The sequence below is a fragment of the Brevundimonas sp. genome (assembly GCF_035627055.1).
In the GTDB taxonomy this organism is placed as follows: Bacteria; Pseudomonadota; Alphaproteobacteria; order Caulobacterales; family Caulobacteraceae; genus Brevundimonas.
This window is the reverse complement of sequence record NZ_DASPMM010000010.1, coordinates 162,335-176,138: the sequence shown is the minus strand read 5'-3', so window position 1 is coordinate 176,138 and position 13,804 is coordinate 162,335. Positions and strand designations below refer to the sequence as shown.

The window sequence follows — 13,804 nt, the reverse complement described above, 5'->3', positions numbered from 1 at the left end:
GGTCAGGCGGCCGCGTAGCCGGAGGCGGCGATGCCGGACTGCGGAGCCGGGATGCTGGTCCCCTCGTCGGCGTATTCGTTCAGCTTGTTGCGCAGGGTGCGGATCGAGATGCCGAGGATGTTGGCCGCGTGGGTGCGGTTGCCGAGGCAGTGCGACAGGGTGTCGAGGATCAGGGTCTTCTCCATCTGCGCCACCGTCTGGCCGACGTGGGCGCGGGTGACGGCGTCGGCGACATGGGCGGCGCGGCCCGCCACGCCCGCGTCCGGCGCCGCGCCGTGGCTGCCCATCGCCAGCGGCTGACCGTCCGGCAGACGGATGGCCTCGACGTCGATCTCGGGCCCGACCGCCAGCAGCACGGCGCGGTGCATGGCGTTCTCCAACTCGCGGACGTTGCCGTTCCAGCGGTGCGAGACCAGGGCGCGCTTCGCGTCGGCGGAGATCGGGCGCACCGGCACGCCGTTGGCGGCGGCGTATTTCTTGACGAAGTGATCGGCCAGCACGGCGATGTCGCCCGGCCGCTCGCGCAGGGCCGGCAGGCGCAGGTTCACGACGTTGAGGCGGTACAGCAGGTCTTCGCGGAACGTCCCCTCGGCCACCGACTTGGCCAGATCGCGGTTCGAGGTGGCGATGATGCGGATGTTGACCGGCACCGGCTTGGTCCCGCCGACGCGGTCGATGACCCGCTCCTGCAGGGCGCGCAGCAGCTTGGCCTGCAGGCGGACGTCCATCTCGGAGATTTCGTCCAGCAGCAGGGTGCCGCCGTCGGCCTCCTCGAACTTGCCGATGCGGCGGGCCATGGCGCCGGTGAAGGCCCCCTTCTCGTGGCCGAACAGCTCGGATTCCAGCAGGTTGTCGGGGATTGCGGCGCAGTTGACGCTGATGAAGGGCCGCTCGGCCCGCTTCGATCCGGCGTGCAGGTAGCGGGCCATGACTTCCTTGCCGACGCCGCTTTCGCCGGTGATCAGGATCGAGGCTTCCGAGCGGGCCACCTGGTCGGCCAGCTGGATCACGGCCTTCATCGACGGATCGGCCGAGATCAGCGGGCGCTCGTCGTCGGCGACGGCCGACAGCACGGCGGCGATCAGGTCGGCCTCGGGCGGCAGGGGGATAAACTCCTTGGCGCCCGCGCGGATGGCGTTGGCGGCGTCCGTGGCGTCGGCGTCGACCCCGCAGGCGACCACCGGCACATGGATGCGCTCGGCCTCGTTGGCCGCGATCAGCGCGGCGATGTCGACGCGGTAGTCGACCATCAGCAGGTCGGCCCCCTGCCCGCGCCGGAGCTGTTCCGTCGCCTGGTCGCCTCGCTCGACGTGCTGCACCTTGGCGCCATGCGCCATGGCCATCTTCACCGCCGTCGCCAGCTGTCCGCTGAGCCTGCCAACCACCAGAAGCCGCATGGGTCTTCTCCTCTAATCTCTACGCGCGTCGCCGATCAGGCGCCGCTGTCCTCGGTCTTGATGATTTCCGTCATGGTCACGCCCAGCCGGTCCTCGACGACGACCACCTCGCCGCGGGCGACCAGCCGGTTGTTGACGAAGATGTCGATGGCCTCGCCGACCTTGCGGTCCAGCTCGAGCACCGAGCCGCGGTTCAGCTTGAGCAGCTGGGCCACGGACATGTGCGCCTTGCCCAGCACCGCCGAGATGTTGACCGGCACGTCGAAGACCGGGGCCAGGTCGCTGGCCGACTTGTCGGTCGCGTCGTCGTTGACGGTGATCGCGGTGGAGTCGGCGAACTCCTCCAGGGCCATGGTGTCGGACGCCATTACGGCCTCCCTTCCAGTGAAGCAGCGGGGGTGAGAGATTCGGAGTGTCCGGCCTCGGCGGCGAGGGCCGACTGCAGGGCCTCGCCGATGCGGACGAAGGCGGCCTCGGCGTCGAACTGCGCGCGGCCGTCGGCCCATTCCAGCTGGAACGACGCCGCGGGCAGGCCCGGCTCCTCGCGGAAGGCGACCACGCCCGAGAAGCCGGCGTCAGCGCACTGCTGTTCGACGCGGGCGCGGCTGGCGTCGTCGAGCTGGCCGGTCCGGATGACCAGCCGCGGCGAGGCGTCGATCTCCTGGGCGAGCGCCTCCAGCGCGGCCTGCAGCGGTCCGGCGGGGAAACGGTCAAGCGCGGCGGCGGCGACCAGCCGGGCGGCGGCGAGAGCCAGGTCGGCGGATTGTTCGCGGTGCGCCTGCGCCACCTGGGCCAGGGACGGAACGGCCGCCGCGAGGGTCTGGGCGATGGTCGACAGGGCCATGGCCTGGACGCTCGCGCTCTCGGCCAGGGCGGCGTCGCGCGCCTCGGCGCGGGCCCGGGCGACGAGGGCCTCGACCTCCGTCGGCGCATAGGTCCGCTTGGCCGGACGGAAGGCGGAAGCCTGAACGACCACGCCCGAGGCGTCGAACTCGGTGTCGAAGGAGAACGGGGTGCTGAGGGGCTGGGCGGTCATGTCAGTAGATCAGCTCGTCGTCGGCGCCCTGGCCGACCAGCATGATCTCGCCCTTGGCGGCGAGATCCTTGGCGACCTGGACCATGGCCATCTGCGCCTGGTCGACGTCCTTGAGGCGGACGGGGCCCATCGACTCCATGTCCTCGCGCATGATCTTCGAGGCGCGCTCGGACATGTTGGAGAAGAACAGCTCGCGCAGGGATTCCGAGGCGCCCTTCAGGGCGAGGGCGAGGGAGTCCTTCTCGACCGCCCGCAGCAGGGTCTGGATGCCGCCGGGGTCGAGCTTGGCGAGGTCTTCGAAGACGAACATCAAGGCGCGGATGCGTTCCGCCGCCTCGCGGTTGCGTTCCTCCAGCGCGCCGATGAAGCGGGCCTCGGTCTGGCGGTCGAAGCTGTTGAAGATGTCGGCCATCATCTCGTGGCTGTCACGCTTCGAGGTGCGGGCCAGGTTGGACATGAATTCGGTCCGCAGGGTCTGCTCGATCTTGTCGAGGATCTCGCGCTGCACCGGCTCCATGCGCAGCATGCGCTGGACGCATTCGAGGGCGAAGTCCTCGGGCAAGCTGGTCAGCACCCGGGCGGCGTGGTCCGGCTTGATCTTGGACAGGACCACCGCGACGGTCTGCGGGTATTCGTTCTTCAGATAGTTGGCGAGGACCGCCTCGTTCACATTGCCGAGCTTGTCCCACATGGTGCGGCCGGCGGGACCGCGGATTTCCTCCATCAGGGCGTCGACGCGCTCGCCCGGCATGAACGAGGCCAGCAGGCGCTGGGTCTGCTCGTAGCTGCCCATCACCGCGCCCGAGCCGCTCATGCCCGAGACGAACTCGACCATCAGCTCCTCGACCACAGCGGCCGAGACCGTGCCGAGCGAGGCCATGGCCTGCGAGATTTCCTTGATCTCGTCCTCGTCGAGGCTCTGCCACAGGCGGGTGTGGTCCTCGCCCAGCGACAGCAGGATGACGGCCGCCTTCTCCGGGCCGGTCAGCTTCCTGACGTCCTCGACCGCCGGTTTCTTGGAGACGAGCCGGGCCGCCATCAGCCTTCGTGCACCCAGCTGCGCAGGATGGAGGTCGACTCGTCAGGATGCTTCTCGACGAAGTCGGCGACCTTCTTGACGGAAGAGGCCTTCACCTGGCCCTCGATGCGGGCGATGTCGAGCCGCTGCTCCATCTCGGACGGACCGGCGGGGCCGGCGAGCTGGGCCATCTGCATGCCGCCGCCCGCGCCGTTCATGATCGTGGTCTGCAGCGAGGTCACGGGCACGCCGCCGGCGCCCGCCAGCTGGGGCTGGCCCGCGCCGCCGCCGGTGGCGGTCTTCAGCAGCGGGCGCAGCACGAAGAAGATCAGCAGCACGCCCGTGATCAGCAGCACCAGCAGCTCGACGCCGCGCATCAGGTCGTTCTTGGTGAAGTCGAACAGCGACGATCCGGCCTCGACGCCGCCGGGCGCGGCGGGGTCGCGGGCGAAGCGGACGTTCTGGACCTCGATCTTGTCGCCCCGGGCCTCGTCGATGCCGACGGCGGCGGCGACCAGGGCCCGGATCTGGGCGATCTCCTCGGCGCTGCGCGGGGCGTAGGTCGGCTCGCCCCGGCCATTGGCGGCGGGGGTCCAGCGGCCGTCGACGGCGACGGAGACGGCCAGCTTCTTGACCTCGCCGGCCTCTTTCACCGTGGTCGTGGTGGTGTTGGAGATCTCGTAGTTGGTGGTCTCGGTGTTCTGGGTGTCGCGCGAGCCGATCGGCGTGCTGGCGGGCTCGGCGCCGCCCGGGATGTTGTTGGTCGCCGTGGCGCCGCCGTCGTTGACCCCGGTGGTGTCGGCGCTTTCCGAGCCGTTGGTCGAGGTCGAGCGCACCACCTGGCCGTCCGGGTCGAAGCGCTGTTCCTGGGTGGTGGAGCGGCTGTGGTCGATGTCGGCGGTGACCTGGACGCGGGCCGCGCCGACGCCGACGACGCCCTCGACGATGTCCTTGATGCGGGCCTGCAGCTGGGCCTCGGTCGACGACTTGGCCTCCTCGGCCGAGGCGGCGCTGAAGCCGGCGTCGTCGGTTCCGGCGGCCAGGGTGCGGTTGGCCGTGTCGGTCAGGGTGACCTTCTCGGGCTTCAGGTTGGGCACCGACGAGGCGACCACGTTGCGGATGGCCTGGACCTGGGCGCCGGTCAGGGTCCCGCCGGTGACACCCACGACGACCGCGGCGGTCGGGTCGGCCGCGGCGGTCTGGAACAGCTGCCGCGACGGCAGGGCGATCATCACCCGGGCCGAGGTGATGCCGCGCATGCTCATGATGGTGCGGGCCAGCTCGCCTTCGAGGGCGCGCTTCTCGTTGAGATTCTGCTGGAACTCGGTCTGGCCCAGCACGGACTGGTTGTCGAAGATTTCGTAGCCGACGCTGCCCGAGGTCACGAGCCCCTTGCCGGCGACCAGCAGGCGCGCCTCGCCGACCTGGTCGCGGCTGACGAAGATGGTCGAGCCGTCGCCCTTGGACGAGTATTTGATGCCGGCCCCGTCCAGCGCCGTGGTGATCTCCGAGGCTTCGCGCAGGTCGAGGTTGGAATACAGCAGGGCGTCGGGCGGCTGGCCGATGCGCAGCATGACGGCGACCAGCACGGCCGCGACGCCGGCGGCGACGCCCAGCACCACGGTCAGCCGACCGATCCCGAATCTCTGCAACGCCGCCGTGAAGCCGCCCACGCGTTCCGCCCCGAATACTCACGGGTGCATACCGACGCCCGCTAGGCAGAAACTGCCGCCTGCGTGGTAAACGAGGCGTTAAGGACGTTCGCTCTTACAGCCCGCCCATCGCCATGAAGGCCCGGCCGGCGGCGAAATCGCCCGCCTCGAAGCGGGCCGTGGCCACGCTGCCGTCGCGGAAATGGAACTCGACCAGAAAGGTCTCGCGCGGGTCGAGACGCGCCAGCCGGTCGGCGGCGGAGGCCGGGAAGCGCCAGGCGTCGCCGCTTCGCCGGCCCTCGGCCAGCAGGGCGGGATCGGCCGCCGAGACTCCGGTGGCCCAGACGCTGGCGCGCGACGCCGCGGGAACCAGGCCGCCGCCGGAGACCCATGCGCGCGGGGCCTTGGCGATATCGCGGAAGACCAGCCTCACGGCGTTCGGACGCGAACGGCCGACGAAGGAGACCACGGCCGTCAGTCCCTCGGCGTCCGGCTCCCCGCCGTAGCCGAAGGCGACTGGCGAGGCGCCGACGGTGGTCGCCTGTTTCAGCCTCCAGCCGGGCTGGGTCCATTTGGTGCGGTCGGCGAGCCAGGGCTGGCGCTCGCCGGCGAAGGTCATGCGCGGCGTGCGGGCCCAGCCGGAAAAGGCGCCGTCGACACGGGCGCGGACGGTGGCCAGCTGGGGATCTCGGCACGACACGGCTCCGGCGCGTGAGCGGGCGCGGGCGGCCACGGCGTTGAGATCGGTCTCTGCCGCGCCCGAACGCAGGGCGGCGCCCCGGGCCTGGGCCGTGGCCGCGGCCAGGGCGGCGTCCACGTGCGGATCGAACAGGTCGCAGCGCGCGTCGGCGGCGACCACGAAGGCGCGCTCGTAATAGGTGTCGGCGACGCCCGCCCACGCCTGCGCCGGCGTCGCCAGCACGGCGGCGGCGAGGAGGACGGCTTTGGCGGCGCTGGCGTTCTGCCCTATCGTCATGCGCCGCACCCTACGCACGACGCGTTCCGGTCCGGTTTCCGAGCAGGGTTAGCGAATTGCTTCTTTCCACCGACCTGTGGGTGTCCGCCCTGATCCGCCGCGCCGAACTGGCCGGGGCCTTCGCCACGGTGGCGCGCAAGGGCGACGCGCGCGCCGGCACGGTGATCGTCAAGGCCTTCGACACGACGAACCGCCGCGCCAGACTCTATAGTGAGGCTTTCGGGCCCGACGGCGAGCGGTTGTGGATGCAGCCCGTTCAAAGCGAGTTTGAAGGCGAGCTGGATCAGTATCTCGAACGGCAGATTGGCTACGATCCCGACCTCTGGATCATCGAGATCGAGGACCGCGAGGGCCGGCATTTCATCACCGAGAAGGTGGAAGGGTCGAGGGGCGGGGGGCGAGGGGCGAGGGGCGAAGAAGATGGCGAATAGGGGCTACATCGACCTTCAAGTGTGGACGAAGGGCATGGACCTCGCGGCGCTCGTCTATGGCTTGGCGCCGTTCATGCCGAAGGCCGAGCTGTATGGGATGACGAGCCAGATGCAACGGGCCGCCGCGTCGGTTCCTGCCAATATCGCTGAGGGGTATCAGCGGGGGACTCGAAAGGACTACTCGCGCTTTGTCAGCATCGCGCGTGGATCGCTCGCTGAAACCGAAACCTTCCTGTTGCTCGCCGTCAGAGTCGGCCATCTCTCTTCCGAAACGATACAGCCTCCCCTGCTGATGGCTGATGAATTGAGCCGGATGCTGACTCGCCTGAAACAGAAGCTGGACGGCCCACCAGCGTCGTCGTCGTAGCCCTTCTTACTCGCCCCTCGACCCTCGACCCTCACCCCTTTCCTAACCACCTGTTTCCGCCCCCGCCGCCGGTGCGAAATCCTTAACGACGTTCGGGAACGGAACTGCAAGCCAGGCCCCCTATGGTCATGTCTAACGGGTCGAAATGAGCCCGATGTGATGGTGGGTGAGCCGAATGCTCTTTCTTCTGAACGATGTCGTGTTCGACCTGGACGAGACCTGCCCGGTCACGCCCGGCGACGCGCGCCGTTTCGAAAGGCTGGGCTTCGACTATGTGCTGACGCTGGGCTGCGAGCTGTTCGCCGAGGACCCGCTGCTGCACCACAACGATCCGGAGCGGGCGCGCCGTCTGGCCTGGCTGATCCACGACCGCTCGCCGGAGATCAACGCCGCCCTGTTCGCGGCGCCGGCGGCCGGGTGCGACCCTGATCTGGTCGAGCCGCAGTTCTGCGCCCTGCCCGATGCGGTGATGCGCCAGCTGAAGACCCGCGCCTCCAAGGGCAAGCTCGACGCCGTCGCGGCCGACAAGGCCGTGTGGATGCGGCTGGCGGCCTGACGCGGGCGGCGGCGGCCCCGCGGGGTTCGGTCAGACCAGGACGTTGAAGACCACGTGCACGACGATGGCGCCGAGAATGATGACGCCGAAGCCGGCGATCAGGCTGACGGCCGGGTGCGGGCCGCCCTCGGGTCGCGGGTTGACGGGCTGGTCGTGAGCCATGGCCGTTCCTTCGTTTCCAAAGGCGGCGGCCGATTGCGTGACCGGTCGTCTCGCCTGGACGGACGATGACTCCGATACCCCTGGCTGCCTAGGGGTATTCGCCGGCGGGTGACTTTCGCTCGCGTCCGCGCTACCTCGCGCGGCCCAACGGAACGAACATGTCGAAGCTCACTCTCGAACAGGAGGCCCTGCGCCGCAGGACCTTCGCCATCATCGCGCACCCCGACGCCGGCAAGACGACGCTGACCGAGCACATCCTGCTGGCCGGCGGCGCCATCCGGGCGGCCGGGGCCGTGCGGGCGCGCGGCGAGAACCGGCGCACCCAGTCCGACTGGATGAAGATCGAAAAGGAGCGCGGCATCTCCGTCAGCGCCTCGGTCATGACGTTCGAGCACGACGGCAAGATGTTCAACCTGCTGGACACGCCGGGGCACGAGGACTTTTCGGAAGACACCTATCGCACCCTGACCGCCGCCGACTGCGCGATCATGGTGCTGGACGCGGCCAAGGGCATCGAGCCGCAGACCCTGAAGCTGTTCGAGGTCTGCCGCCTGCGCGACATCCCGATCATCACCTTCATCAACAAGCTGGACCGCGAGGCCCAGGATCCGATGGCCCTGCTGGACGAGATCGCCTCGCGCCTGCAGCTGGACCCGGCGCCGATCTGGTGGCCGGCCGAGAGCGGCAACCGCCTGCGCGGCATGGTCGAGATGGGCACCGGGATGTTCCAGCCCTATGCGAAGAAGCCCGCCGGCGCCGCCGAGGATGTGCCGCACCCCGACGCCCTGCCCCTGTCCGAGGCTGCACGGTATTTCGAACAGGGCGAGCACGAGGCGCTGCTGGAGGCGCAGGAACTGGTGGAGGGCGGCTATCCGGCGTTCGACCGCCAGTCCTTCCTCGAAGGCCATATGACGCCGGTGCTGTGGGGCTCCGCCCTGCGTCACTTCGGCATCGACGAACTGCTCAAGGCCATCGGCGAATGGGCTCCGCCGCCCAAGGTGATGAAGGCCCAGAAGGCGCCGCCCGCCGGGACCCGCAACGCCGCCGACCCTGTCGCCCTGACCGTCGAACCCGGCGAGTCCGAGGTCACCGGCTTCGTGTTCAAGGTCCAGGCCAACATGGACCCCAACCACCGCGACCGCATCGCCATGTTCCGCATGGCCTCGGGCAGGTTCCAGCGCGGCATGAAGCTGAAGGTGCAGAACACCGGCAAGCAGCTGTCGGTCAACGCCCCCATCATGTTCTTCGCCAGCGACCGCGAACTGGCCGAGGACGCCTATGCCGGAGACGTCATCGGCATTCCCAACCACGGCGTGCTGCGCGTCGGCGACAGCCTGTCGGAGAGCGGCCTGATCCGCTTCGCCGGCCTGCCGAATTTCGCGCCTGAAATCCTGCAGCGCGTCCGGGTCAAGGATCCGCTGAAGGCCAAGCACCTGAAGAAGGCGCTGGACGGCCTGGCCGAGGAGGGCGTCACCCAGCTGTTCCGACCCGAGATGGGCAGCGACTTCATCGTCGGCGCCGTCGGCCAGCTGCAGTTCGAGGTCATGGCCGACCGGCTGGGCGAGGAGTACGGGCTGGAGGTGATCTTCGAGCCGTCGCCCTGGGCCGAGGCGCGCTGGATCGGCGGGACGAAAGCCGATCTCGAGGACTTCATGGGCAAATACCGCGGCCAGATGGCCCGCGACATCGACGACGACGCGGTGTTCCTGGCCAAGTCCAGCTGGGAGACCGGCTATGTGATGGAGCGCTTCCCGCAGGTGGCCTTCACGAAGACGAAGGAGCGGGGGTAGGCCCCGCCCTCAGCCGAGGATCAGCAGGTCGCAGTCGCCGTACGTCGGCCCCTCGGGCCCCTCGGCGATTTCGGCCTCCATGCGGCGGAAGCCGTCCTCGATCTCGGCCTCGTCGAGGTGTTCGAAGGTCGAGATGGCGCGGGTGCGCAGGCGTCGCGCCGATTCCGCCAGGGTGTCGGTGAAGGTCTCGCGGATGACGTCGAGGGCGACGGGCTCCAGGCCGACCTCCGCGAACAGGTCGGTGACGTCGGCGAGCGCCGGAAACATCTTCAGCTCGACCGCGCGGGCGCTCGGGAACCAGCGGTGCCAGTGGACCTCGGGCATCCGGTCCGAGAAATGGCTGCGGATCAGCAGCCGCCCGCCGGGCCTGAGCACGCGCCGGATTTCCCGCGCGGCGGCGGGGCGGTCGCGCACGTGGTGGAAGGACAGGAACATCAGCACGAGGTCACAGCTCGCATCCGGCAGCGGGATGGCCTCGGCCCGGCCGGCCAGATACCGCACCGCCTCGGGATGAGGCGACGCCTCGGCCTGTTCCCGCATCCGGTCGAAGGGCTCGACGCCGTAGACCGGTCCGCCGAACAGTTCGGCCAGCAGGGCCGTGAATCGGCCGGTGCCCGAGCCGAGATCGAGGCAGGCCAAGGGGCGCTGGGCGGGCGCACGCGCGGCGAAGGCTTGCCCCCACCGCGCCCGGCTGGCGGCCAGCAGCTCGCGCCCGGCCTGATAGCTCTCGTGCTGGCGCTGGTTGTAGTCCACGGCGTCGATCATCGGCTTCCTCGCATCTGATGACGCAGGGGAATGCCCGGCTTGCGGCGCCCGGCCTAACGACTTATCCGACCGTGTTCGTGAGTTTTCCGCACATGAAACCGTCCGTCCCGCCCCTTCCGCTGAAAGCCCTCCAGGCCTTCGAGGCGACCATGCGCCTGGGCGGCATGGGCCGGGCGGCGGAACGGCTGGGCGTCACCCACGGCGCCGTCAGCCGCCAGATCGGCCTGCTGCAGCAGGCGCTCGGCCATCCCCTGTTCGAGGGGCCGCGCAACGCCCGCCGACCGACCGCCGAGGCGGAACGGCTGTGGGGCGAGATCGCGCCGGCCTTCGCCGCCCTCGAGCAGGCGGTGGCCGGCCGGACGCGGGCCGGTCGGCGGGTGCGGGTGTCCTGCCTCTCGACGCTGGCGGCGCGCTGGCTGATCCCCCGCCTGCCCGACTTCGCCGTCGCCCACCCCGGCGTCGTGGTCGAGCTGACCGAGTCCTACGCCGCCCTCGACCGGACGCTGGGCGGCGCCGACCTGGCCATCCGCATGCTGGCCTCCGACACCGCCTGTCCCGAGGGCCTCGAGGCCGTGCCGTTCATGGACAATTCGATCGGCATGGTGGTCGCCCCCGGAGGCGCGCCCGACGTCCGGCTGCTCTCCCGCTCGCATCCTTCGGCCTGGACGGACTGGACCGCCCTGACCGGGCGATCCGCCCCGGCGGGCGGGCCGATCGAGTTCGACCACCAGCAGACCATGATCGAGGCGGCCCTGGCCGGGCTGGGCGCCGCCGTCAGCCAGCGCCCGCTGATCGAGGCCGACGTCGCCGCCGGGCGGCTGGTCGCGCCGCACGGATTCGTCGGCGACGGCGCCGCCTTCGCCGCCTTTCACAGGCGGGGCGAGGCGGCGGCGCCAATGCGGCGATTACTGCTCTGGCTGCAGGCGCAGGGCCGGGCCTGACCGCTTTTCCTGCGGCCCTCCAGATCAACCTGAGGCTGGACGTCACTCCATAAACAAGACTTAGATGTGGGCTTCCGGGGGAGGTTCCATCTTGTCGTCCACTATCCATCGCCTGCTGCTTGCCCTGCTGCTGTTCGCCCTGACGCCGACCTCCGCTCTCGCGGAGTGGAGGCGGGCCGAGAGCGAGCATTTCGTCGTCTACAGTGATGGCTCGGAACGGTCGCTGCGTGAGTACACAGCCAAGCTGGAGCGGTTCGACGCCCTGTTGAGCTCGCATTTCGGCGGCGCCCGCACGGAAGCCCGTCGCCTGCCGGTCTATCTGGTCGGCGACGGCCGCGCGCTTCGGGTCGCCGTGCCGGGCCTTCCGCCGGGGATCGCCGGCTACTATTCCAGCAGCGATACCGACGTGTTCGCCGTCCTGGTGCGGGGCGAAAGCGACGACATCCTGCTCCATGAATACAGCCACCACGTCATGGCGCGGGCCGGGGATGTCCCGTACCCGGGCTGGTTCCGTGAAGGCTTCGCGGAGTATTTCGCCACGGCCACGGTGACCGAGCGCGGCGAAGCGTCCTTCGGCCTGCCCGGCGCCGGGCGGCTTCAGGCCCTGCAACGGAACAGCTGGCTGCCGATGGACGCGGTGCTGCGGGCGACCAGTCCCCTGGACATCGCCGGCGAGACGGGCCGGAGCATGTACTACGCCCAGTCCTGGGCCCTGACCCATTGGCTGCTCGCCGACACCGCGCGGATACGGAACCTGTCCGCCTATGTCAGCGCGGTCAACGGCGGCCGGGATCCCGTCGAGGTCTGGCAGGAGGTCTTCGCCATGACGCCCGACCAGTTGTCGGCCGCGCTTCGCTCCCATGTGCGCGGGCGGCTCTCCTACGCCAAGCTCGACATGCCGCCCATCAGCCCGACGATCACCGTGGCCACCCTGTCGCCCGCGGCCGAGGCGGTGCTTCTGCCGATGGTCAACGCCCGCTCATGGAATCCGGAGGCCGTGGACGGCCCGGCCCTTCTGGCGACGCTGCGCGCAGCCGCGGTCCGCTTTCCCGACGATCCCATGGCTCAGGTCGCCGTGGCCCGCGCGGAGATGCGCTGGGGAGACGCGGCCGCCGCCGAGACGGCCCTGACCCGCGCGCTCGACCGCCAGCCAGACAACGTCGAGGGCGTGGTGCTGATGGCGGACCTGGCCATGGAGCGGGCGGCCGAGGCCACGGACGAGGCGGAGCGCGTCCGGCAGCGGGATCTGGCGCGGGATTTCATCGACCGGGGCCTGGCGGCCGACGCCACCGACTACATGGTCCACGCCGCCGAGGGGCGCTTCCGCCGATACAGATACTGACGCCTCCACGGCCAAGCCGAACCCCGGCGGCGGCGCTGCGTTTGCAATGGCAGCGAGAGGGACGGCTGTCAGTCCCGAAGCGGGACGGAGCGCCGGTCAGCCCCATGTTCGAATTCGGCCGGGACCTGAGGAAACTCTTCGAAAAGGCGCGCGAGAGCGACGACCTCGGCTGGCTGGAGCTGATCGGCGCCGATCTGGTCGAGGCCGAGGCGCGTCGCGAGGCCGTCGACGCCGGCCGGGTGTCGTGCACGCGCCCCTTCGACAGCTGGATGCGCGCCGCCGCCCTGTGGCGCGAGCACGCCCGCCGCACAGGCCGCCGCGAGAGCCTCGAGCGGGCCGCCAAATGCGCCTCCGACGCCACCCGGCACACGACCACCCCGGACCAGACCGCCATGGCGGCCATCGAGTCCGGCGAGATTCACCTGCTGCGCTTCGACCTCTTCGGCGGACCGGCGGCGCTGACCGCCGCCCTGGCCGACGCCCAGTCCCTGACCGCCGAGCGGCCGGTGACGCGGGCGGCGGCGGCGGCGCTGCACGCCCGGCTGTGCGCCCGGCGGGCCCGGCTGTCGGGCGAGCCGTCGGCCCTGCTCGACGCGGCGGCGCTGCTGGACGCGGCCCTGCACGGGTCGCGGTGCCTGCCGCCGACCACCGGCGACGAACTGCGCATCGACCGGGCGGCGCTGGCCCTCGAGGCCGGGGTGGCGCGGCGGGATGGCCGGCTGCTGGACCAGGCGGGGCGGGACCTGCGCGCCCTCGTCGAAGCCGCCTCGCCGGACTACCGGCCCCTGACCCGGGCGCGGGCGCTGGCGCTGGCGGGCGCCGGCCTGATGGCGCTGGCCGAACTGGCTGACAACGAGGCGGCCAGGGCGCAGGGACAGGCGCTGTTCGACGCCGCCGCCGAACAGTTCACGCCCGACCACAGCCCGCTGGACTGGGTCGCCGTGCGGCTCGCCCACGCCGGGGATACGCCCCTGCTGCTGCTCGCCCAGGCCGAGGCGCTGAGCCGCGAACCGGGCCTGATCCTCGGGGGCCTGGCGCGCGAGCGGCGCATGGCGGCCGAGGCCGCCCTGGCCGAGGCGATGCAGGACGTCGAGGGGCTGACGGGTCTGGAGGCGATCGTCCGCCGCCGGCTCTCGGACGCGGTCCGCACCGAACCGCTGGACTGGGCCGCCGATCAGATCGGCATGGCGCATCTGGCCATGGCCAGGGGCCGCCTGACCGGAACCGAGCCGCGCGCCGTCGGCCTGATGCTGGCCGAGGCGCTCGAGACCGCCCGCGAATGGGGCGCGCCGGCGCTGATGCAGCGCGCCGTGCTGGCGACGCCGGAGACTGTCGCGCGGGCCTGAAGACAGGCGGCAGGCAGCGGGCAGC

General features: G+C 70.6%; 15 protein-coding genes. 7 read left to right on the top strand and 8 right to left on the bottom strand.

Annotation, left to right across the window (positions count from 1 at the left end):
• Positions 1–2 precede the first annotated feature (2 nt).
• The 6 genes from VEA98_RS04545 to VEA98_RS04520 form a co-directional block, all read right to left on the bottom strand.
• Entirely contained in the window at positions 3–1,397 is a 1,395-nt protein-coding gene (locus tag VEA98_RS04545) for a sigma-54 dependent transcriptional regulator (RefSeq protein ID WP_324811292.1), read from the bottom strand.
• 35 nt (positions 1,398–1,432) lie between these two features.
• Positions 1,433–1,765, bottom strand: a complete 333-nt coding sequence (gene fliN / locus VEA98_RS04540; RefSeq protein ID WP_324811291.1) for a flagellar motor switch protein FliN — start codon at positions 1,763–1,765, stop codon at positions 1,433–1,435.
• Positions 1,765–2,433, bottom strand: a complete 669-nt coding sequence (locus tag VEA98_RS04535) for a flagellar assembly protein FlbE (protein WP_324811290.1) — start codon at positions 2,431–2,433, stop codon at positions 1,765–1,767. The genes fliN and VEA98_RS04535 overlap by 1 nt, the downstream gene beginning before the upstream one ends.
• Before the next feature lies 1 nt (position 2,434).
• The gene (gene fliG, locus VEA98_RS04530; RefSeq protein ID WP_324811289.1) at positions 2,435–3,472 is read right to left on the bottom strand and encodes a flagellar motor switch protein FliG; all 1,038 of its coding nucleotides are present in this window, start codon (positions 3,470–3,472) and stop codon (positions 2,435–2,437) included.
• Positions 3,472–5,124, bottom strand: a complete 1,653-nt coding sequence (gene fliF / locus VEA98_RS04525; RefSeq protein ID WP_324811288.1) for a flagellar basal-body MS-ring/collar protein FliF — start codon at positions 5,122–5,124, stop codon at positions 3,472–3,474. Before fliF ends, fliG begins: the two co-directional genes overlap by 1 nt.
• Positions 5,125–5,218: 94 nt before the next feature.
• Positions 5,219–6,079 carry a hypothetical protein gene (locus VEA98_RS04520; RefSeq protein ID WP_324811287.1) on the bottom strand — a complete coding sequence of 287 codons (861 nt, stop codon included), beginning with the start codon at positions 6,077–6,079 and terminating at the stop codon, positions 5,219–5,221.
• A gap of 56 nt (positions 6,080–6,135) precedes the next feature.
• On the opposite strand from VEA98_RS04520, the gene VEA98_RS04515 reads away from it, so the two are divergent.
• The 3 genes from VEA98_RS04515 (at position 6,136) to VEA98_RS04505 (ending at position 7,433) form a co-directional block, all read left to right on the top strand.
• Complete coding sequence (locus VEA98_RS04515) at positions 6,136–6,510, top strand: DUF1491 family protein (protein ID WP_324811286.1); 375 nt, start codon at positions 6,136–6,138, stop codon at positions 6,508–6,510.
• Positions 6,500–6,877 carry a four helix bundle protein gene (locus VEA98_RS04510; protein ID WP_324811285.1) on the top strand — a complete coding sequence of 126 codons (378 nt, stop codon included), beginning with the start codon at positions 6,500–6,502 and terminating at the stop codon, positions 6,875–6,877. Before VEA98_RS04515 ends, VEA98_RS04510 begins: the two co-directional genes overlap by 11 nt.
• A 175-nt stretch (positions 6,878–7,052) precedes the next feature.
• The gene (locus VEA98_RS04505; RefSeq protein WP_324811284.1) at positions 7,053–7,433 is read left to right on the top strand and encodes a hypothetical protein; all 381 of its coding nucleotides are present in this window, start codon (positions 7,053–7,055) and stop codon (positions 7,431–7,433) included.
• A 30-nt stretch (positions 7,434–7,463) separates the two neighbouring features.
• Here VEA98_RS04505 and VEA98_RS04500 read toward each other — a convergent pair whose 3' ends face one another.
• Positions 7,464–7,595: a hypothetical protein gene (locus VEA98_RS04500; RefSeq protein ID WP_324811283.1), complete on the bottom strand. Its 132-nt coding sequence runs from the start codon at positions 7,593–7,595 to the stop codon at positions 7,464–7,466.
• 158 nt (positions 7,596–7,753) lie between these two features.
• On the opposite strand from VEA98_RS04500, the gene VEA98_RS04495 reads away from it, so the two are divergent.
• Positions 7,754–9,385, top strand: a complete 1,632-nt coding sequence (locus VEA98_RS04495) for a peptide chain release factor 3 (RefSeq protein WP_324811282.1) — start codon at positions 7,754–7,756, stop codon at positions 9,383–9,385.
• Positions 9,386–9,394: 9 nt separating this feature from the next.
• Here the strand turns inward: VEA98_RS04495 and VEA98_RS04490 are convergent, their stop codons facing one another.
• Positions 9,395–10,150 (bottom strand): class I SAM-dependent methyltransferase, encoded by a 756-nt coding sequence (locus VEA98_RS04490; RefSeq protein ID WP_324811281.1) that lies wholly within the window; start codon positions 10,148–10,150, stop codon positions 9,395–9,397.
• A 92-nt stretch (positions 10,151–10,242) separates the two neighbouring features.
• Between VEA98_RS04490 and VEA98_RS04485 the strand changes: the two genes are divergently transcribed.
• The 3 genes from VEA98_RS04485 to VEA98_RS04475 all read left to right on the top strand — a co-directional run bounded on the left by VEA98_RS04485 (position 10,243) and on the right by VEA98_RS04475 (position 13,779).
• Positions 10,243–11,091, top strand: a complete 849-nt coding sequence (locus VEA98_RS04485; protein ID WP_324811280.1) for a LysR substrate-binding domain-containing protein — start codon at positions 10,243–10,245, stop codon at positions 11,089–11,091.
• Between the two features lie 91 nt (positions 11,092–11,182).
• Positions 11,183–12,433, top strand: a complete 1,251-nt coding sequence (locus VEA98_RS04480; protein WP_324811279.1) for a DUF1570 domain-containing protein — start codon at positions 11,183–11,185, stop codon at positions 12,431–12,433.
• Between the two features lie 104 nt (positions 12,434–12,537).
• Positions 12,538–13,779 (top strand): hypothetical protein, encoded by a 1,242-nt coding sequence (locus VEA98_RS04475; protein ID WP_324811278.1) that lies wholly within the window; start codon positions 12,538–12,540, stop codon positions 13,777–13,779.
• Positions 13,780–13,804 lie beyond the last annotated feature (25 nt).